Source organism: Methylobacterium sp. 142-1Y (genome assembly GCF_057747795.1).
This window is the reverse complement of the sequence record NZ_CM173224.1, coordinates 3,790,001-3,809,995: the sequence shown is the minus strand read 5'-3', so window position 1 is coordinate 3,809,995 and position 19,995 is coordinate 3,790,001. Positions and strand designations below refer to the sequence as shown.

At 68.8% G+C, this 19,995-nt stretch carries 14 protein-coding genes, 2 tRNA genes and 2 rRNA genes (1 of these 18 running past the window's edge); 7 read left to right on the top strand and 11 right to left on the bottom strand.

The window, feature by feature from the left end:
- Positions 1 to 300 precede the first annotated feature (300 nt).
- Both AC3AOF_RS17430 and AC3AOF_RS17425 read right to left on the bottom strand, forming a co-directional pair.
- Positions 301 to 1,545 carry a cytochrome P450 gene (locus AC3AOF_RS17430; RefSeq protein ID WP_488346008.1) on the bottom strand — a complete coding sequence of 415 codons (1,245 nt, stop codon included), beginning with the start codon at positions 1,543 to 1,545 and terminating at the stop codon, positions 301 to 303.
- Between the two features lie 4 nt (positions 1,546 to 1,549).
- On the bottom strand, positions 1,550 to 2,761 hold the full coding sequence (locus AC3AOF_RS17425; protein ID WP_236989663.1) for an ABC transporter substrate-binding protein: 1,212 nt from the start codon (positions 2,759 to 2,761) through the stop codon (positions 1,550 to 1,552).
- A 357-nt stretch (positions 2,762 to 3,118) separates the two neighbouring features.
- Here AC3AOF_RS17425 and AC3AOF_RS17420 point away from each other — a divergent pair, with 357 nt between their 5' ends.
- Both AC3AOF_RS17420 and AC3AOF_RS17415 read left to right on the top strand, forming a co-directional pair.
- Positions 3,119 to 5,524 carry an EAL domain-containing protein gene (locus tag AC3AOF_RS17420; protein WP_488346007.1) on the top strand — a complete coding sequence of 802 codons (2,406 nt, stop codon included), beginning with the start codon at positions 3,119 to 3,121 and terminating at the stop codon, positions 5,522 to 5,524.
- 48 nt (positions 5,525 to 5,572) lie between these two features.
- Positions 5,573 to 6,763 (top strand): DSD1 family PLP-dependent enzyme, encoded by a 1,191-nt coding sequence (locus tag AC3AOF_RS17415; protein ID WP_236989665.1) that lies wholly within the window; start codon positions 5,573 to 5,575, stop codon positions 6,761 to 6,763.
- A 400-nt stretch (positions 6,764 to 7,163) separates the two neighbouring features.
- On the opposite strand, the gene AC3AOF_RS17410 is transcribed toward AC3AOF_RS17415, so the two are convergent.
- From AC3AOF_RS17410 to AC3AOF_RS17380, 7 genes are all read right to left on the bottom strand, one after another.
- Positions 7,164 to 7,916 (bottom strand): 2-keto-4-pentenoate hydratase, encoded by a 753-nt coding sequence (locus tag AC3AOF_RS17410; protein ID WP_488346006.1) that lies wholly within the window; start codon positions 7,914 to 7,916, stop codon positions 7,164 to 7,166.
- A 7-nt stretch (positions 7,917 to 7,923) separates the two neighbouring features.
- Positions 7,924 to 9,501 (bottom strand): gamma-glutamyltransferase family protein, encoded by a 1,578-nt coding sequence (locus AC3AOF_RS17405; RefSeq protein ID WP_488346005.1) that lies wholly within the window; start codon positions 9,499 to 9,501, stop codon positions 7,924 to 7,926.
- Between the two features lie 231 nt (positions 9,502 to 9,732).
- On the bottom strand, positions 9,733 to 10,656 hold the full coding sequence (locus AC3AOF_RS17400; protein WP_488346004.1) for an ABC transporter ATP-binding protein: 924 nt from the start codon (positions 10,654 to 10,656) through the stop codon (positions 9,733 to 9,735).
- Positions 10,653 to 11,669 (bottom strand): ABC transporter ATP-binding protein, encoded by a 1,017-nt coding sequence (locus AC3AOF_RS17395; protein ID WP_488346003.1) that lies wholly within the window; start codon positions 11,667 to 11,669, stop codon positions 10,653 to 10,655. The genes AC3AOF_RS17400 and AC3AOF_RS17395 overlap by 4 nt, the downstream gene beginning before the upstream one ends.
- A complete protein-coding gene (locus AC3AOF_RS17390) occupies positions 11,666 to 12,571 on the bottom strand; it encodes an ABC transporter permease (protein ID WP_488346002.1) in 906 nt (301 codons plus the stop codon). Before AC3AOF_RS17390 ends, AC3AOF_RS17395 begins: the two co-directional genes overlap by 4 nt.
- Positions 12,568 to 13,512 (bottom strand): ABC transporter permease, encoded by a 945-nt coding sequence (locus tag AC3AOF_RS17385; RefSeq protein ID WP_488346001.1) that lies wholly within the window; start codon positions 13,510 to 13,512, stop codon positions 12,568 to 12,570. Before AC3AOF_RS17385 ends, AC3AOF_RS17390 begins: the two co-directional genes overlap by 4 nt.
- The gene (locus AC3AOF_RS17380) at positions 13,512 to 15,014 is read right to left on the bottom strand and encodes an ABC transporter substrate-binding protein (protein WP_236989672.1); all 1,503 of its coding nucleotides are present in this window, start codon (positions 15,012 to 15,014) and stop codon (positions 13,512 to 13,514) included. The genes AC3AOF_RS17385 and AC3AOF_RS17380 overlap by 1 nt, the downstream gene beginning before the upstream one ends.
- A 278-nt stretch (positions 15,015 to 15,292) precedes the next feature.
- On the opposite strand from AC3AOF_RS17380, the gene AC3AOF_RS17375 reads away from it, so the two are divergent.
- Complete coding sequence (locus AC3AOF_RS17375) at positions 15,293 to 15,595, top strand: hypothetical protein (protein WP_236989673.1); 303 nt, start codon at positions 15,293 to 15,295, stop codon at positions 15,593 to 15,595.
- 4 nt (positions 15,596 to 15,599) lie between these two features.
- Here AC3AOF_RS17375 and AC3AOF_RS17370 read toward each other — a convergent pair whose 3' ends face one another.
- Positions 15,600 to 15,815: a hypothetical protein gene (locus tag AC3AOF_RS17370; RefSeq protein ID WP_236989674.1), complete on the bottom strand. Its 216-nt coding sequence runs from the start codon at positions 15,813 to 15,815 to the stop codon at positions 15,600 to 15,602.
- A gap of 107 nt (positions 15,816 to 15,922) precedes the next feature.
- Positions 15,923 to 16,441, bottom strand: coding sequence for an adenylyl-sulfate kinase (gene cysC / locus AC3AOF_RS17365; RefSeq protein WP_488346000.1), 519 nt, complete (start codon positions 16,439 to 16,441; stop codon positions 15,923 to 15,925).
- A gap of 702 nt (positions 16,442 to 17,143) precedes the next feature.
- On the opposite strand from cysC, the gene AC3AOF_RS17360 reads away from it, so the two are divergent.
- From AC3AOF_RS17360 to AC3AOF_RS17345, 4 genes are all read left to right on the top strand, one after another.
- Positions 17,144 to 18,627: ribosomal RNA gene (locus AC3AOF_RS17360) — 16S ribosomal RNA — on the top strand.
- A gap of 155 nt (positions 18,628 to 18,782) precedes the next feature.
- Positions 18,783 to 18,859: transfer RNA gene (locus tag AC3AOF_RS17355), tRNA-Ile, on the top strand.
- Between the two features lie 41 nt (positions 18,860 to 18,900).
- Positions 18,901 to 18,976: transfer RNA gene (locus tag AC3AOF_RS17350), tRNA-Ala, on the top strand.
- 266 nt (positions 18,977 to 19,242) lie between these two features.
- Positions 19,243 to 19,995, top strand: a 23S ribosomal RNA gene (locus tag AC3AOF_RS17345) (it continues 2,050 nt past the right edge of the window).
- The 16S and 23S rRNA genes sit together here with 2 tRNA genes alongside, the layout of an rRNA operon.

Genomic DNA, 19,995 nt, shown 5'->3' with positions numbered 1-19,995 from the left:
GCGGGAGAGTAGGGCGCGGCGGGAGGCCTGCCCACGGCGCGCCCGCACACAAGCGCTTGAGGGAAAGCGGCCGGGAATGACTCTCGGCGCAGGCTCGATCCGCGAGGACGTCGCGGAGTTCCTCTTTCTCCCAGTCACGACCTCATCCTGAGGTGCGACCGTAGGGAGCCTCGAAGGAGGGCTCCATTGATCTCGGCGATTTCTGGAGCTCTCCTTCGAGGCTCCGCGATCTGCGATCGCTCCACACCTCGGGACGAGGTCGCGGGTGGGATGCAATCTGCCGATAAATCGGAGCGATCCTCACCCCAGCCGCGCCGGCAACCTCGAAAACCCCCGGAACCGCACCCTTTGCGAGCGCTCCGGCACCCCGTCGAGGTGGTAATCCGGGAAGCGCGCCAGAAAGCGCGACAGCGCGATCCGGCCTTCCAGCCGGGCCACCGCCATGCCGACGCATTGGTGGATGCCGCTCGCGAAGGCGAGGTGGCGGTTGGGGTCGCGGGCGACGTCGAAGATGTCGGGGTCGGGAAACTGCGCCGGGTCGCGGTTGGCGGCGCCGATGCAGAGCGTGATCTGGGTGCCGGCCGGGAAGTCTCGGCCCTCGATCGCGAAATCCGTCGTCGCCACGCGGTTGCCGAGCTGGTTCGAGCTCTCGAAGCGCAGGATCTCTTCCACGGCCTTGCGCATCAGGTCCGGCTCGGCGAGGAGCCGCGACCTGGCGTCCGGATGCTCGGTCAGCAGGTGCAGCCCGTTGCCGATCAGGTTGGTGGTGGTCTCGTGCCCGGCATTGAGGATGAAGATGCAGTTCTGCAGCAACTCCTCCGGCGAGAGCCGCTCGCCGCCGACCTCGCCCTGGATCAGCCGGGTGAGGATGTCCTTGTCCGGATCGCCCGGATGCCGGCGCCTTTCTTCGACGAGGCCGCCGAGATAGGCCAGGAACGCGGTCACCGCCCGGTTGCCGGCCGCCTCCACCTCCGGCGACAGGACGGGTTCGAGGGCGCCGAGGATCGCCAGCGACCAGTCCCGCAGCGGTCCGCGCTCGTCCCGCGGCACGCCGAGCAGGTTGCCGATCACCTCGACGGGGATCGCGGCGGCGAAATCCTCGATCAGGTCGATCCGGCCCCGCGCCTCCGCCGCGTCGAGGAGGGTGTCCACCAGCGCGACGATGCCGGCCTCCATCGCGGCGACCGCCCGGGGCGTCAGGGCGCCGGCGATGATGCGCCGGACCCGGGTGTGGCGCGGCGGATCGTTGAAGACGAGGCTCGTGGTGTGGTGCCGGTAGAGCGGACAAGCTCCCGTCTCCGACGCCCGGAACTCTGCGCTGTTGAACTTGGCTCCGAACTCGACGGTCTTGTCCGAGCTGAAGGTCGCGGCGTCCTTGTAGACCCGCTCCAGGTCGGCATAGCGCGTGAGCAGGATCTGCCCGTTGCCGAAGGCATGGACCGGGGCGTGCGCGCGGAGCGCCGCGTAGAACGGGTAGGGGTTCGCGATGAACCCCTCCGGCAGGCGCCGCAGGTCGAAGCCTTCGGCGAGGGCTGCATCAGCCATCGCTTTACCCGCGCTCCTTCGGGGCGCAGGCCGGGTTCATCGGCAGGAACGCCTCGCCTTGCGGGATGGTGCGCAGCACCTCGTAGAGATCCCAGGGGCCCTTGGAGGCGGCGGGCTCCTTCGCCCGGTAGAGCACGGGGTCGTAGAGCAGGCGCCCGTCGGCCCGCAAGGTGGCGGGATGGTCGAAGAACGCCACCGGCAGGGCCCGCATGGCGGCGTTCGCCGCCACCGCCTCGTCGGTGCCGGCCTTGTCGACCGCCTTCAGGTAATGGGTGACCGCTGCGTAGATCAGCGCCTGGTTCTTCGTCGGCATCGCGCCGGTGCGCTCGAAGAAGCGCTTGGCGAAGGCGCGGGCGGCGTCGTTCTGGTCCCAGTAGAACGCCGAGGAGAAGGTCAGGCCATGCGCCACCGGCAGGCCGAGGCCCTTGATGTCGGTGACGTAGACGAGAAAGCCCGTCAGCGTCTGGCGGCCCCCGGTCAGCCCGAACTCGTCGGCCTGCTTGACCGCCTTGGTGAAGTCGTCGCCGACGCTGGCAAACGCCACCACGTCCGCGCCCGAGCTCTGGGCCTGGAGCAGGAAGGACGAATAGTCGGCGGTGTTGATCGGGTGGCGCGAGGTGCCCACCACCTTGCCGCCGAGCGACTCGACGACGGTGGTCGCCTCCTTCTGCAGCGCGTGGCCGAAGGCGTGGTCGACGGTGATGAAGTACCAGGACTTGCCGCCGCGCTCGAACACGGCGCGGGCCGTGCCGGCGGTCAGCGCGTGGGTATCGTCGGTCCAGTGCGAGCTGACGGGGGAGCAGGTCTTGGCGGTGAGGTCGGAGGTCGCCGCCGCGGTGATCATCACCGTGCGGTTCTTCTCCTTGGCCACCGCCTGGACGGCGAGCGCGATCGCCGTCACCGGCAGGTCGACGACGGCATCGACCTTGTCGACGTCGTACCAGCGCCGGGCGATTGCAGAGGCCACGTCCGGCTTGTTCTGGTGGTCGGCCGAGACGATCTCGACCGGCTTGCCCCGGACGCTGCCGCCGAAATCCTTGGCCGCCATCTCGGCCGCTGCCACCGAGCCGCGCCCGCCGCTATCGGCGTAGGGGCCCGAGAGATCGGTGAGCACGCCGATCCGCACCACGTCGTCGGAGATCTGCGCCGCTGCCGGGCCCGCGAGAACCGCGAGCGTCAGGACGGCCCCGCACAGGCGGGTGGCGAAACGGGTCATCGGTCGGTTCCTCCCGGCGCCCGCGTCGTTCCCGCGCGTGGTCGCCCTGTCGTCACTTCCGCCTTCACAGCCGATCCGCGCCGGGATGGCAAGGGTTTCCGGGATGGCAAGGGTTTCCGGGATCGCAAGGGTTTCCGGGATTGTCGGAGGCGGGAACCCCGCGCCCGGCGGCAGGGGCGGAGATTTAAGCACGATAGCGATCGACCCGTGGGATCGGTGGGTCTTCCCGGGATGCCGGATCGTGGGAGCTTGGGCCGCGGGGTGAAGCACGCTACGGTCGAACCCTGCCGCTGCGTCCAGTCCTCCCGGTCATGGCGGCCGGTGTCGACGCTGACGTGAGCCATCGAGGTCGCCCGTATGCTGAAGCCCAAGCCGAGCCTCGGCCTCCTCGCCGACCTGCTCGACGGCCTCGACATCGGCCTGTGCGCGTTCGACGCCGACGACCGGACGCTCGCCTGGAACCAGACCTTCCTCTACCTCTTCCCCGAGCATGACGGGTTCGTGCATGCCGGCGAGCATTACCGCGAGAACCTGCGGCGCTTCTATCGCGCCCGCCTGACCTCCGACGAGTTCCGCTACGTCGAGGAATACATCGCGAGCGGGATCGCCCGTCACCAGGCTCAGACCCGGCCGTTCGAGTTCGAGCATCGCGGCACCTGGCTGCAGGTCTCGGCCCAGACCATCCCGGGCCTCGGCCGGGTGCGGCTGTGGCGGCAGATCACCCGGGAGGCCGGCTCGTCCCCCCGGTCCCCCGCCGCGGAGGCCGGCAACGGGGCGCCGGACGGAATCGCGGCGGCGAATGCCGACGGGCGCATCGTCTCGGCCAACTGGCAGTTCGGCCAGCTCTACGGCCTGTCCCCCGCCGAGGCCGCGGGCCTGACCCTCGAGGCGGTGGTGGCGCGGGCCTGGCAGGATTCCGGCGAGGCCGCGCCGGCCCAGCTCCTGGCGCACTTGCGCGAATCCCAGCATTTCGCCGGGGCCCCGTTCGAGGTGCCGCTGCCGGGCGAGCGCTGGATCCGGGTGATCGAGCGGGTACGCGAAGGCGGGGCGCGCACCGGCTTCCACTTCGACATCAGCGCGCTCAAGCGCGAGCAGGCGACGCTCCGGGCCGCCGGGGAAGAGGCCCTGCGCAGCGCGAGCCATTTCCGCGGCATCATCGAGCACGCGCCGTCCGGGATGCTGGTGGTCGATGCCGCGGGCCGGCTGGTCGAGGCGAACCGCGCCTTCCGCTCCGCCCTCGGGGAGGGCGCCGACCCGGTCGGCCGGCCGCTCGCCGACCTCGTCGCGCCGGAGGATGCGGGCGTGCTGGCGGAGATGCTGGCGGCGTCGGCGCAAGCCGCCGGGGATCGCGGGCCGGCGGTGCGCGAGATGCGCTTTCCCCGCCCGAATGGCGGCCCGATCTGGGCTCGGGTCTCGGCGGTGGGCCTGCACCTGCCGCAAAACCCGGTCTCGACCCTGCTCCAGGTCGAGGACATCACCGCCCGGCGCGAGGCCGAGCGGCGCATCGCCCACATGGCGCGCCACGATGCGCTGACCGACCTGCCGAACCGCACCCTGTTCCGCGAGCGCCTCGATGCCCTGCTCCGGCAGGGCGCCGGCGCGATCCTGTGGCTCGACCTCGACCGGTTCAAGGTGGTCAACGACACCCTCGGCCACGCCGCCGGCGACACGCTCCTGTGCGAGGTCGCCCGGCGGATGCGGGCGGTTCTGCGCCCCGACGACACCATCGCGCGGCTCGGCGGCGACGAGTTCGCGGTGCTCCTCGGCGACGGCGACCCGCTGGCGGCGTCGCAGGCCGCGGGCCGCCTGATCGCGGCGATGCAGGCGCCGGTCGTCGTCGCCGGCCGGCCGATGCATGTCGGCGTCAGCATCGGCGTCGTGCTCGCCCCCTGCCACGGCCGCGACGCCGACACGCTGATGGCCCGGGCCGACCGGGCGCTCTACGGCGCCAAGGCCGCCGGCCGCAGTACCTTCCGGCTCTACGATCCGGGCATGGATGCGGCGGTCGCCGAGCAGCACGGCCTCGAGCTCGACCTGCGCCTCGGCCTGGAGCGCGGCGAATTCGAGCTGCATTACCAGCCGATCGTCACCGCGGCCGAGCGCCGGCTCGTCTGCCGCGAGGCCCTGGTGCGCTGGCGCCACCCGACCCGCGGCCTGGTGGCGCCGGGTGCCTTCATCCCGCTTGCCGAGGCGACCGGCCTGATCGACCGCCTCGGCACCTGGATCCTGCACCAGGCCTGCCGCGACGCGGCGACCTGGGCCGACGGCACCCGCGTCGCCGTCAACGTCTCTGCCGCGCAGGTGAAGCACGGGCCACTGATCGCCGCCGTCCAGTCCGCCTTGCGCGAATCCGGCCTGGCGGCGGACCGGCTCGAGATCGAGATCACCGAGAGCCTGCTGATCGAGGGCGACGCTGCCGACCTGCTCCTGGCCCTTCGCCCCCTCGGCGTGCGCATCGCGCTGGACGATTTCGGCACCGGCTATTCCAGCTTGAGCTACCTGCGCCGCTTCCCCTTCGACGCGATCAAGATCGACCGCTCGTTCATCGCCGACATCGCCGATCCGGATACCGCCGCGATCGTGCGCGCCGTGGTCGGCATCGCGGCCCAGCTCGGCGCCACCATCACCGCCGAGGGCATCGAGACCGAGGCCCAGTACGCGGCGGTGCGGCGGGAGGGATGCACGGAGGTCCAGGGCTACCTGTTCGGGCGGCCGGTGCCGCTGGACGGGGTGCCGGCGGAGGAGCATCACGTGAAGGCGTGAGCCGCGCGCCGTCTCGCGGCCGTCACCCTTCCGCAGGTCCGCACCCCGATGAGCACAGCACAGCCGAGCCGGGATCAAGACGCCATCACCGCGACGGTCTGGGAGCCGGGCTACGACATTCCGGCCCGGGTGGGCGATCCCGTCGCTGCGGTCGCGACGCCTGCCCTGATCGTCGATCTCGACGCGTTCGAGCGCAACCTCGACCGGATGCGCCGCCGCGCCGCGGAACTCGGGGTTTCGCTGCGGGCCCACGCCAAGATGCACAAATCCGCCGATGTGGCGCAGGCCCAGACCACGCGGGGCGGCGCCGTCGGTGTCTGCTGCCAGAAGGTCTCGGAGGCCGAGGCGCTGATGCGGGCGGGCATCACCGACGTGCTCGTCTCCAACCAAGTCGTCGGCGAGGCCCGGGTGGCGCGCCTGGTGCGGCTGACTGAGCGCGGCACCGTCGCCGTCTGCGCCGATCACCCCGACCAGGTCGCCGCCTTCGCCCGCGCCGTGACGGCCCGCCGGGCCGAGACGGGATCGGACCGCGTCACGCTCGACGTGCTGGTGGAGATGGATTGCGGCTCCGGGCGCTGCGGGACCGGATCGATCGCCGAGAGCGTGGCCCTGGCGAGGGCGATCGACGACAGCCCGGGCCTGCGTTTCGCCGGGCTCCAATCCTATTACGGGCGCGCCCAGCACATCGTCGATCCCGCCGAGCGCCGTGCCGCCCTGGCGACCTCGATCGCGCTGACGGAAGCGACGCGCGACGCGATCCGCGCCGAGGGTCTATCTTGCGACCGGATCACCGGCGCGGGCACCGGCAGCTTCGAGATCGAGGGCGCGTCGGGGGTCTACACCGAGATCCAGGCCGGCAGCTACGCCTTCATGGATGCCGATTACGCCCGGGTGCGGGAGACCGCGCCCGGAGCCTTCGAGCACGCGCTCTTCGTCCTGGCGACGGTGATCAGCGTGCCGGGGACGGGTCGCGCCGTCTGCGATGCCGGCCTCAAGGCCGTGGCGGCGGATTCGGGCCTGCCCCTCGTGCACGGCCTCTCCGGCATCGCGGCCACCGGCCTCTCCGACGAGCATTGCACCCTGTCCGATCCCGAGGCGCAGCTGAGCCTCGGCGCGCAGATCCTCCTGATTCCCGGGCATTGCGACCCGACCTGCAACCTCCACGACTGGTATGTCGGGATTCGCCACGGCCGCGTCGAATGCCTCTGGCCGGTCACGGCGCGCGGCAAGGTGTTTTGATCCGGGGTCGTGGAGGACGTGCGGGCCGAGGGATGATCGGCCCGGGGACTGCGTCACCTGAAAAACGCGTCGGAAAACCCCGCCCCCGCAAAGGCAGGGCTGTTCGGGGAAAGAAATGGCTCGGCGGCCCAACCCTCCCCCCTCTGCGGGGGAGGGTGGCGAGCGGATGCGAGCCGGGAGAGGGGCAGCGCGACGATACCGGACTGGCGCCCTTCACCACGGTCGCGACATTTCCGGAGGCGGCGTCCCCTCTCCCGACCCCTGCTGACGCAGGGGCCACCCTCCCCCGCAGAGGGGGGAGGGGGAAACCCCGCGCTTTACGTTTCCCCGGACAGCCCTGCCGCGAAGGGAGGAGGGTTTGGCGCGAGCCTTGCTCCGTTCCGGGAGCGCACCGCTCCTGTTATCCGATCGCCAGCGCCACGCTCCCCAACTCCGAAAACTCCGCCACCATCCGGGTCGGCGCCGTCACGAAATCCGTGCCGGTGCAGGAACCGGTGGTGACGACCTGCCCGGCCTTGATCCCGCCCAGCGACCGCGCGCCCTCGTTGGCGAGCCAGACCAGCAGGCGCACCGGATCGACCGCCGAGTTGCCGCCGACCTGGTCGTGCAGGACCTTGCCGTCGATGGTCAGCCGCACGGCTTGCGTCACCGGGTCGAGGTGACGCCACTCCGTCAGGCCGGGCCCGAGCACCAGGACGCCGTGGTTCTGCTGGTCGGCGCGCTGGCTGTGGGGGTCGACCGCGCCGAAGACCGTGAAGCGGGTATCGGCGATCTCGATCGCCGGATGCATCGTGGCGACCGCCGCCAGCACCGCCTCGCGGTCGTAGGGCCCGGCCTCCGGGGGCAGGTCGCGGCCGAAGCGGTAGGCGATCTCGGCCTCCGCCCCGATCAGGTGGAACAGCGAGGCCGGCAAGTGGTCGGTCTCGAAGATCGTGTCGGCGTTGAGCGCGGCCCGGGCCGGGGTGGCGGTGGCGCTCGGCGCCCCCACCTTCCAGCCGGCGACCGGGCCGAGCGCCCGGACGACCGCATCCTGGACCGCGTAGGCTTCCGCCTCGCTGCCCGGCCGGGCGCCCTCGGGGAGGGCGCCGAGGCGGGTCCTCGAGCGGCGGGCGTCGAGGAGGGCCGCCGCCGCGGCGTTGACGTCAAAGGGCATGGTCACCTCAATAGCCGAGCGCGCTGCCGTCCTTGCGCGGGTCGGAGCCCGCGGCGAGCACCCCGCGCTCCCGGTCGATCCAGATGATCTGACCGCCGCCGATCGGGCCGGAGGCCGGGATGATGCGGTGCCCTCGCGCCTCGAGCCCGGCGACGACGCCCTCCCCGAAGCCCGGCTCCATCTCGACCCCGCCGCCATAAGCGAAGCTGCGCGGGGCATCGAGAGCCTCCTGCACGTCGAGGCCGCGGTCGATGATGCCGGTGAGGAGTTCCACGTGGCCCATCGCCTGGTAATGCCCGCCCATCACGCCGAACGGCGCCACCGTCTCGCCGTCCCGCATCAGCATGCCGGGGATGATGGTGTGCATCGGGCGCTTGCGCGGCCCGATCGTGTTCGGGTGGCCGGGATCGATCCGGAAGGACAGGCCGCGATTGTGCAGCAACACTCCGCTCTCCGGCGCGGTGATGCCGCTGCCGAAGCCCTGGAAGATCGAGTTGATCAGCGAGAGCGCGTTGCCGTCGCGATCGACGACGCTGAGGTACACCGTGTCCTTGTGGAGGAGTTCGGGCCAGATCACCGGCTCCCGGGCGCGGGCCATGTCGATGGCGCCGTGGGCGCTCGCCCGCCAGGCTTCCGACAGCAGGTGCTCGACCGGCACCCGGTTGAGGACCGGATCGGCGAACAGCGCGTCGCGGTGGTGGTAAGCCTGCTTGCAGGCTTCCGCGAAGAGATGGACCCGGTCGAGTTCCGACAGGCCTGAGATGTCGTAGTGCGACAGCACGTTGAGCATCATCAGCACCGCGAGGCCCTGGCCGCTCGGCGGGCATTCGTAAACGTCGTAGCCGCGGTAGCGGGTGGTCACCGGGGTGACGATCTCAGGGGACGCCGTGGCGAAGTCGTCGAGGGTGTGCAACCCGCCGAGATCGCGCAGGCGCGCCACGATGTCCTCGGCCACCGGCCCCTCGTAGAAGCCGCGCGGGCCCTCGGCCGCGATGCGCTTCAGCGTGGCGGCGAGCTTCGGATGCCGCATGATCGTGCCGACGGTCGGAGCCTGCCCGTCGATCAGGTAGGTCGCCGCCGAGGCCGGGTCGCCGGCGACCCGCTCGACGCTGCGCGACCAGTCGAGGGCGACGCGCGGCTGCACCGGGTAGCCGTCCTCCGCGTAGCGGATGGCCGGCTGCAGCAGTTCGCCGAGGCTGCGGGTGCCGTGATCCTCCGAGAGCTTGGCCCAGGCGGCGACCGCGCCGGGCACGGTGACGGCGTGGGGCGAGGTGGGGGTCAGCGTGATGCCGCGTTCCAGGAACCAGGCATCGTGCGCCGCCGCCGGGCTGCGGCCCGAGCCGTTCAGCGCGATCGGCGCCTTCGCCCCCTTCGGCGCGTAGAGGGCGAAGCAATCGCCGCCGATGCCGGTCATCAGTGGATCGACCACGCATTGCACCGCCACCGCGGCGATGCCGGCATCGACCGCGTTGCCGCCCGAGCGCAGCACCTCGATGGCGGCCAGCGTCGAGAGCGGGTGCGACGTCGCGACGGCGGCGTTGGCGGCATAGACGGGCGAGCGCCCGGGCCTCGAAAAATCCCTCACCGTGACGTGTCCTCTGAAGGTCGATCGGGTCGATCGACGAAACTGACATCCTCCCCGTCATTCCGGGGCCACGAAGCGGAGCCCGGAATCCAGACGCTCAGGTGGAGGAGAGCGAGGCGGCACGCTGTCCGCCTTCTCCTGAACGACCAGTGGTTCTGGATTCCGGGCTCCGCTTCGCGGCCCCGGAATGACATGGCGGGTATGAAATCGGAGGAAGCACCAAGCAAGCACTCACGCATGCGCCGCCTGCGCCACCCAATGCCCGGGGGCGACCTCCTCCAGCGCCCCGGCCTCCGGAATGTCGACGGAAGGCGCCTCGCGCCTCGCCCGCAGGCGGGCCCGCTCGACGGCGGGATCCGGCACCGGCACCGCGCCGAGCAGCGCCCGGGTGTAGGGATGGCGCGGATCCTCGTACAGGGTGCCGCTGTCGGCCAGTTCCACGATCCGGCCGCGCCGCAGCACCGCGACCCGGTGGCAGAGGTAGCGCACCATCCTGAGATCGTGGGAGATGAAGAGATACGACAGGCCCAGCTCCTCCTGCAGGTCCTGCAGCAGGTTGACCACCTGGGCCTGGATCGACACGTCGAGCGCCGCGATCGGCTCATCGGCGACGATGAAGCTGGGCTTCAGCGCGATCGCCCGGGCGATGCAGAGCCGTTGGCGCTGGCCGCCGGAGAACTGGTGCGGGTAGCGCCCGGCAAAGCGCGGATCGAGCCCGACCCGCTGGAACAGGAAGGCCACCGCGTCGCGGCGCTCCGCGGCCCCCATCTCCGGCCGGTGCAGCCGGAACGGCTCGGCGACGTAGGCCCCGGCGCTCATCCGCGGGTTGAGGGCGGCGTAGGGGTCCTGGAAGATCACCTGGATGCGCCGGCGCATCCGCCGCATCTCGCGGGCCGGAAGACTGGCCAGGTCGGTGCCCTCGAAGGCCACGGTGCCGGCGCTCGGCGGGTTCAGCATCGTCACCGCCCGGCCGATCGTCGACTTGCCGGAACCGGATTCGCCGACGAGGCCGAGCGTCTCGCCGGGCGCGATGTCGAAGCTCACGCCCTCGACCGCGCGAAAGACGGAAGCCTTGCCGCCCCACCAGTGCCGCAAGGGGTAGTGCTTGCTGAGATTTCGCACCGCGAGCAGCGGCTCGGGCTTGACCGGCCTCATCGCCCGGCCTCCAGCAGCGCCGGCAGGTCGTACCAGGCCGCCGCGAGATGGCCCGGCACGCTGCCCGCCACCTGCGCCAGCGGCGGCGCTTCCGCCCGGCAGCGCGGCGTGGCGTAGGGGTTGCGGGGCGCGAAGGGATCGCCCGGCGGCGGATGACGCATGTCGGGCGGGCTGCCCTCAATCTGGCGCAGGCGCTGCCGCCCGGCCCGGCCGCGTGTGAGATCCGGCAGGGAGCGCAGGAGCCCCAGCGTGTAGGCGTTGCGCGGATCGGAGAACACCGCGTCGACCGGCCCGCGCTCGACGATTCTCCCGGCATACATCACCTGCACCGTATCGGCGATGCCCGCGACCACGCCGAGATCATGGGTGATCCAGACGATCGCCATGCCGATCTCGCGCTTCAGGTCCTGCACCAGGGCGACGATCTCGGCCTGCACGGTGACGTCGAGGGCGGTGGTCGCCTCGTCGGCGATCAGGAGCTTGGGCCGGCAGGCGAGCCCGATCGCGATCATCACCCGCTGGCGCTGGCCGCCGGAGAATTCGTGCGGATACTGATCGAGACGCCGGCCCGCCTCCGGGATGCGCACGAGGTCGAGGAGGTCGCGCGCCCGCGCGTAGGCCGAGCGCGCATCGAGGCCGCGATGCAGCCGCAGGGGCTCGGCGATCTGGGCGCCCACCGTCATCGCCGGGTTGAGCGAACTCATCGGGTCCTGGAACACCATGCCGATCTCGGGCCCGCGCACCCGGCGCAAAAGCCGCTCCGGCAGCGCCAGCAGGTCGCGCCCCTGGAAGAGCACCTGCCCAGCCCTGATCCGCCCCGGCGGTCGCGGCACCAGCCCGAGCATGGCGAGCACGTGGACGCTCTTGCCCGAACCCGATTCGCCGACGATCCCGAGGGTCTCGCCCTCGCGCAACGTGTAGCTCACGCCGTTGACGGCATGCACCGTGCCGCCATCGGTGTCGAAGGCGACGGCCAGATCGCGGACATCCAGCAGGGGAGGGGAGTCGCTCATCGCCGCTCCCGCGGGTCGAGGGCGTCGCGCAAGCCGTCGCCCAGCAGGTTGAAGGCGAGCACCGCGACGAAGATGGAGATCCCCGGCCAGATCGCCATCCAGGGCGCCTGGTCGAGGAAGTTCTTGGCGGTGTTGAGCATCGAGCCCCAGGACGGTTCGGGCGGCTGCTGGCCGAGCCCTAAGAAGGACAGGCTCGCCTCGGCGATGATCGCCGCCGCGATGGTGAGGGTCGCCTGGACCAGGATCGCCGGCACGATGTTGGGCAGGATGTGGTGGAGCGCGATCCGCCAGGGCGGGTTGCCGATGGCGCGGGCCGCCTCGACGAACTCTTCCGCCGCCACCGCCTGCACCTGCGCCCGGGTGAGCCGCACGAAGATCGAGGTCGCCGAGAGCCCGATCGCCACCATGGCGTTGGTGAGGCTGGGGCCGAGGAAGGCCGCGAGCGCGATGGCGAGGATCAGGAACGGGATGGCGAGCAGCGCGTCGGTCAGGCGCATGATCGCCCCGTCGATCGCGCCGCCGGCATAGCCCGCCAGCATGCCGAGCGGCAGGCCGAGCGCCACCGCGAGCGCCACCGAGGTCAGGCCAGCGCCGAGAGAGGCCCTTGTGCCGAAGACGATGCGCGAGAGCACGTCGCGGCCGACCTCGTCGGTACCGAAGAGGTGGGCGAGATCGGGCGCGGCCCGCACCGCGCCCCAGTCGGTGGCGGTGGGATCGTAGGGCGCGATCCACTCGGCGCCGAGCGCCAGCACCGCGAGCAGCACCACGACGACGAGCCCGGCGAGCGCCCCGCGCCGCCGGCTGAACCGGCGCCAGAAGGCGCGAAACGCCCCCGGTTCCGGCGGCAGGGCGACGGCCGGGGCGGCGATCTCCGCCGGGGTGGAGAGACCGGCCTCGCTCATGCGCGCCTGAGCTTCGGGTTGACCAGCGCCGAGGCGAGATCGGCCGCGAGATTGAGCAGGATGTAGGTCGCGGTGGTGCAGATCACGACGCCCTGCACGGTGGCGAAGTCGCGGTTGAACACGGCATCCACCATCAGCTTGCCGAATCCGGGCACGGAAAACACCTGCTCGGTCAGCACCGCGCCGGAGAGGAGCTGGCCGAATTCGAGGGCACCCAGCGTGATGATCGGGATTGCCGCGTTGGGGAGCGCGTGGCGCAAAACCACCCGGGCGGTCGGCACGCCCTTGGCCCGGGCGGTGCGGACGTAGTCGGATTGCAGCACGCCGAGCATGGCGGCGCGGGTGTGGCGCATCATCACCGCCGCGATGGCGTTGCCGAGCACGAAGGCCGGCATCGCCATCGAGCGCAGGTTCTCCGACAGGCTCTCGCCCGGCGGCACGTAGCCGGAGGCCGGCAGCCAGCCGAGCTGCACCGAGAACAGCAGGATCATCAGGATGCCGAGCCAGAAATTCGGCACCGACAGGCCCCAGAGCGCGATCCCGTTGGCGAGCCCGTCGATCCAGGTGCCGGGCCGGACCGCCGAGAGGATGCCCATCGGCACGCCGATCGCCAGAGCCACCAGCATCGCCAGGCAGGCGAGTTCCAGCGTCACCGGCAGCTTCTCGCGGATCAGCTCGATCACCGGCTTCTGCAGCCGGATCGATTCGCCGAGATCGCCCTGCAGCACCCCGGCCGCCCAGTAGCCGTAGCGGACCGGCAGCGGCCGGTCGAGGTGGTACTTGGCGCGGATGAAGGCGATCACCTCCGGGTCGCGCTCCTCGCCCGAGAGCGCGGTGGCGGTGTCGCCCTGCAGCAATTGCTGCAGGGCGAAGATGATCATCGAGGCCAGCACCAGGGTCGGGACCGCCAGGGCCAGGCGTCGCGCGAGAAAGCGCAGCATCAGTCGAGCTTCAGGCCGGTGAAGCGCACGAGCCCGTCCGGATACTCGCCGAAGCCGGTGAGCTTCTGCGAATAGGCCCAGAGCAGCCGGCGGTGGAACAGGTAGACCAGCGGCTTGTCGGTCAGCACCCGGTCGGCGAGCCGCTTCCAGGCCGCCTTGCGGGCCGTGGGATCGGTGGTCAGCCGCTCGGCATTCATCGCCGAATCGGCCTCCTGGTTGCAGTAGCGCGAATAGTTCAGCGGCGTCTTGCAGGCGAGGAAGCTGTAGGTGTTGCCGTCCGGGTCGGGCCGGCCGCTCCAGTTGTAGAGATAGGCCTCGAAACTGCCCTTGTCGGCCTGGTCGAGGGAGGTGGTGAAGTCGGTGGCCTGGAGCTTCACGTCGAAGCCGGCCTCGCGGGTCATCGCCTGGATCACCTGGCCGACCTGCGGCGCGTCGTTGTTGGCGTAGACCATCATGGTGATCGCGGGTTTCTCGATCCCGGCCTCCTTCAGCAGCGCCCTGGCCTTCGCAACATCGCGCTTCGGCACCGGATACTCGGTGACGTAATTCGGATTCTTCGGCGAGACCCACTGGTTCCCGGCCAGGTACTCGCCGTTATAGACCACCTGCGTGATCGCGTTGCGGTCGATGGCGGCCTCGAAGGCGGCGCGCACCCGCGGGTCCGCCACCGGCGAGCCTTCGCGGGCGGTGTTGAACACGATGCCGGAGAAGCCGAGCTCGTAGGCCTGGCCCACCTTCAGCTTCGGGTCGCGCTTCACCTGGGGTAGATCGGTGGGAGCGAGCCGCTCGATCAGGTCGAGCTGGCCGGCCCGGAGGTTGGTCAGCCGCACCGTGGTGTCGGGGATCGGCCGGAACTCGATCCGCCGGATCTGGATCGCGTCCTTGTTCCAGTAATCGTCGAATTTTTCGACCACGATGCGGTCCTGCGGCACCCGCTCGACGAACTTGTAGGGTCCGGCGCAGACCGGCGCGGTGGCGAACTTGTCGCCCAGCCGCTCGGCGGCCTTGGGCGAGACGATCATCCCGGCCCGATCGGTGAACTGCGCCAGCAAAGGCGCGAACGGCGTCTTCAGGGCGATCCTGACGGTGAGGTCGTCGACCGCCTCGACGGTGTCGATCGGCGCGATCTCGCCGCGGCGCTGCGAGCCGGGCAGCTTCAGGTGGCGCTCCAGTGAGTACTTCACCGCGGCGGCGTTCATCGGCTCGCCGTCGTGGAAGCGCACGCCCGAACGAAGCTTCAGCGTGAGGCTCTTCTGGTCGTCGGACCACGCCCACTCGGTCGCAAGCTGCGGCACCGGCTTCAGGTCGGGCCCGGTATCGACCAGCTTGTCGCAGAGGGCCGCGAACACCATTCGGCCGGCGAAGGTGCGGGCCAATGTCGGATCGAGGGCGTCCGGATCCTCCATCAGGCCGAAGCGCAGGGTCTGGGCCTGGACGCCTCCCGCCATCGGGGCGGCGAGGGCGAGGCCCGCGAGCAGGCAGGCGGTGAAGAGACGCGGCATCGCGCTTCCTTCTGCAGGATCGTCGGCAACCGGGAGCGTTCGGAACTCCCGTCCGGACTACGCTCGCAGGCAGCATCCGTGCCAGCGGGCACCCCGAGGTTGCGATCGTCCTCGCCACTCTGCGCCCGCGGCGGGGAGCGGTGCAATGCCCGTCGCGGCGGATTGTTAGATCTTCCCTCGCCGCGCGTGATCCGCCCTCGGCGCGCCCCACCCCCGCGACGTGACGCAGGCCAAGGCCCCATGCGTGACGGCATCGTCCGTGCTATGGAGCGTCCGGCGTGACCCTGGGTTGGGTCGCTGCGGCGCGGCGTTTCCGCCGCCCCGAGACGAGGTTCCAGGGCATCGCCATGCAGGCAGAGATCCCGATGCGCCGCGTGACGGCGATCCGCTGCTATCCGTCGGGCGAGCGCGACGATCCGGATCAGCGGGTGCTCAACGTGCTCGAATGCGGCCACGTCGTCAGCTTCGAGGGCGCGAACGCCGTCGCCGCCCTGCTGGCCAAGCGGCAGCTCTGCCTCAAATGCGCCGAGGAGGCCAAAGCCGAGGCATCCTCGTCCGAGGCCCAGCCTCCGGCCGCCTGATTTGTCAGTAGGTCGCCATCGCCTCGGTCATCATCGCGACGAGCTGATCCGGATCGGCGGCGTTCTGGATGCCAGCGACGATCAGCAGGCAGACGCCGAGGGCGAAAACCAGGTAAGCCAGAATCGGCGTCAGGGTCTCGGCCCAGCTCCGGGCGGCATGGATGGCAAGGCACCCGGCCGTGAATCCGGCCGCCTCCGCCACGGGGATCATCTCGACCATCGCCTTACGCTCCGCTCCGGCGCCACGTTATGCTGCAGTGCAACATAGCGTGGCGCCGCGGGCGGGACCACCGCTTACAGCGCATCCGGCTCATGCAGTACGGGTCGTCACGAACCGCAGGTCGTGGCGCCCCGGATTCGCAACGCCTCCAGAACCTGCTCGGCCAGGGCGTCGACATCGTCGGCATCCGTCCGCAGATGAATCTCGGGTGCCTCCGGCGGCTCGTAGGGCGACGAGATGCCGGTGAAGTTCGGGATCTGCCCGGCGAGTGCGCGGGCATAGAGCCCCTTGGGATCGCGCCGCTTGCAAACGTCGAGAGGAGCGTCGACGAAGACCTCGAGGAACTCGTCCGGACCCACCAGCTGGCGCGCCAGCATCCGCTCGCGCCGGAAGGGCGAGATCAGGGAGCAGATCACGATCAGGCCGGCATCCAGCATCAGCTTAGCGACCTCGGCCGTCCGGCGGATGTTCTCGATCCGTGCGGCATCCGTGAAGGTGAGATCGCTGTTGAGCCCGAAGCGCAGGTTGTCCCCGTCGAGCAGCATGGTGTGATGGCCGCAACGCCACAGCCGCTCCTCGACGCGGGTCGCGATCGTCGACTTGCCGGCGCCGGACAAGCCGGTCATCCAGAGGATCAGCGGCTTCTGGCCCTTCAGCTCCGCTCGTGCACCCTTCCCGATCGTGGGTACGGCTCGGAGGACAGCCGGGGCGACGACCTGCTCTGAGGGCGCAGCATCACCAGAGGTGTTCATTCAGATGGCGACCTTCGCAATCGATGCGGCTGGCCATCCAGCCTAGCCCGTTTGGCGAATCAGGCAGCCTTCTTCCGGAAGTTGCACCCGCCCGTCAAGCGAGGCTCCGCACGCCCATCAAGCCAGTCGGACGCTGTGTCTGCCGCGCCGAGTCGGGTTACATGTGTCATGCAGATCCGGGCTTAGGCTCGAGCGGCGCGGCCTCTGTCACACGAGTTTCGCAGAGGGGTTGACGGGTCCGGGAAGCAGGGCCTATACGACCACCCATCGGCGCCGGCCGCTCCCGCGGACCGGTCGCTGAGCCATCTTCGAGACAGTCCGGGCCGGCGAGCCTGACCTTGGTCAGGCGCTGGTCACGTTTTTGCCGATGGTGCCCGGTTTCTGACCGGACCGCTCTTTGACAAGTTCATACGAGAAAGAGAAGCGTGGACGGCGTCGTCCCTGCGGATCCTGCCTTCGGGTGGGATCGTGAGTAGGATGATGCTGGTCTTAACGTTTCGGTGCTCACACGATTGGTGGAAACGCCGGTCGGTCGTGAGCCTCCGTTTTAGTTGTGATCAGCTATGATCAGCTCTTCAACTTGAGAGTTTGATCCTGGCTCAGAGCGAACGCTGGCGGCAGGCTTAACACATGCAAGTCGAGCGGGCCCTTCGGGGTCAGCGGCAGACGGGTGAGTAACGCGTGGGAACGTGCCCTTCGGTTCGGAATAACTCAGGGAAACTTGAGCTAATACCGGATACGCCCTTATGGGGAAAGGCTTGACTGCCGAAGGATCGGCCCGCGTCTGATTAGCTAGTTGGTGAGGTTACGGCTCACCAAGGCGACGATCAGTAGCTGGTCTGAGAGGATGATCAGCCACACTGGGACTGAGACACGGCCCAGACTCCTACGGGAGGCAGCAGTGGGGAATATTGGACAATGGGGGCAACCCTGATCCAGCCATGCCGCGTGAGTGATGACGGCCTTAGGGTTGTAAAGCTCTTTTCTCCGGGACGATAATGACGGTACCGGAGGAATAAGCCCCGGCTAACTTCGTGCCAGCAGCCGCGGTAATACGAAGGGGGCTAGCGTTGCTCGGAATCACTGGGCGTAAAGGGCGCGTAGGCGGCTGATTTAGTCGAGGGTGAAAGCCCGTGGCTCAACCACGGAATGGCCTTCGATACTGGTTGGCTTGAGACCGGAAGAGGACAGCGGAACTGCGAGTGTAGAGGTGAAATTCGTAGATATTCGCAAGAACACCAGTGGCGAAGGCGGCTGTCTGGTCCGGTTCTGACGCTGAGGCGCGAAAGCGTGGGGAGCAAACAGGATTAGATACCCTGGTAGTCCACGCTGTAAACGATGAATGCTAGCCGTTGGTCTGCATGCAGGTCAGTGGCGCCGCTAACGCATTAAGCATTCCGCCTGGGGAGTACGGTCGCAAGATTAAAACTCAAAGGAATTGACGGGGGCCCGCACAAGCGGTGGAGCATGTGGTTTAATTCGACGCAACGCGCAGAACCTTACCATCCCTTGACATGGCATGTTATGCGGAGAGATCCGTTGTCCTCTTTGGAGGCGTGCACACAGGTGCTGCATGGCTGTCGTCAGCTCGTGTCGTGAGATGTTGGGTTAAGTCCCGCAACGAGCGCAACCCACGTCCCTAGTTGCCATCATTTGGTTGGGCACTCTGGGGAGACTGCCGGTGATAAGCCGCGAGGAAGGTGTGGATGACGTCAAGTCCTCATGGCCCTTACGGGATGGGCTACACACGTGCTACAATGGCGGTGACAATGGGCAGCGAAGGGGCGACCTGGAGCGAATCCCCAAAAGCCGTCTCAGTTCGGATTGCACTCTGCAACTCGGGTGCATGAAGGCGGAATCGCTAGTAATCGTGGATCAGCACGCCACGGTGAATACGTTCCCGGGCCTTGTACACACCGCCCGTCACACCATGGGAGTTGGTCTTACCCGACGGCGCTGCGCCAACCGCAAGGAGGCAGGCGACCACGGTAGGGTCAGCGACTGGGGTGAAGTCGTAACAAGGTAGCCGTAGGGGAACCTGCGGCTGGATCACCTCCTTTCTAAGGATGCTGTTTGTTAGGACGATCGGGTGACCGGTCCTCTCCTCGTACGGCGTCGTTGGATCAAGGGTCCAGTCAGGACCCAATTGGCGGGACGCGCCGTCTTCGTTTCTCTTTCTCATCATCCGGACACGCTGGGCTGCGGCTCAAGCGACGGGCCTGTAGCTCAGGTGGTTAGAGCGCACCCCTGATAAGGGTGAGGTCGGACGTTCGAGTCGTCCCAGGCCCACCAGGATCAGGAGATGACCTCTGCCGCTGGAGCACGTCCCACTCGGGGCTGTAGCTCAGTTGGGAGAGCGCGTGCTTTGCAAGCATGAGGTCGTCGGTTCGATCCCGTCCAGCTCCACCACCCTCCCCTGCCGATCGGCAGTGAGGTCGAGGGTCGTCCGGATCAAAGAGCTTCGCACCATCGACGCATCAGCGGGTGGCTGCGGATATCTGACATCGTGAAGAGGGAATGTGCCCGGGCCGTTGCGAAAGCGGCGGACCTGGGTGCGTTCGGCAAGCATAAGGCAGCGGGTTCGAAAGAACCTGCTGCCGGTCTTTATCGTGACCGTGGATGGTCGTGGTCGAAGCCAAAGGCTTTCGACCACACCGGACACCGATCATGAGAGCGATCAAGTGCCTTAAGAGCATCTGGTGGATGCCTTGGCGCTGAGAGGCGATGAAGGACGTGGTACGCTGCGATAAGCCTTGGGGAGCTGCGAACGAGCTTTGATCCGAGGATCTCCGAATGGGGAAACCCACCTTCAGCCACCGTATCGTGGGTTCATGGGAAACCGTGGGCCTGCGCTACGGCGGTTCGAGAAGGTATCAAATCCTGAATCCATAGGGGTTTGAAGCGAACCCGGGGAACTGAAACATCTCAGTACCCGGAGGAAAGGACATCAACGAGACTCCGTCAGTAGTGGCGAGCGAACGCGGACCAGGCCAGCGCCTGGCATGACGCTTACCGGAACGGCCTGGAATGGCCGGCAGGATGGGTGACAGCCCCGTACGGGACAAGCCAATGCCAGGACACGAGTAAGGCGGGACACGTGAAATCCTGTCTGAAGATGGGGGGACCACCCTCCAAGCCTAAGTACTCCTCAGCGACCGATAGCGAACCAGTACCGTGAGGGAAAGGTGAAAAGCACCCCGACGAGGGGAGTGAAACAGTTCCTGAAACCGGATGCTTACAAACAGTGGGAGCCCAAGATTCGTTCTGGGTGACTGCGTACCTTTTGTATAATGGGTCAGCGACTTAGAGTTACGAGCGAGCTTAAGCCGGTAGGCGAAGGCGCAGCGAAAGCGAGTCTGAACAGGGCGTTCAGTTCGTGGCTCTAGACCCGAAACCAGGTGATCTAGCCATGCGCAGGATGAAGGTGC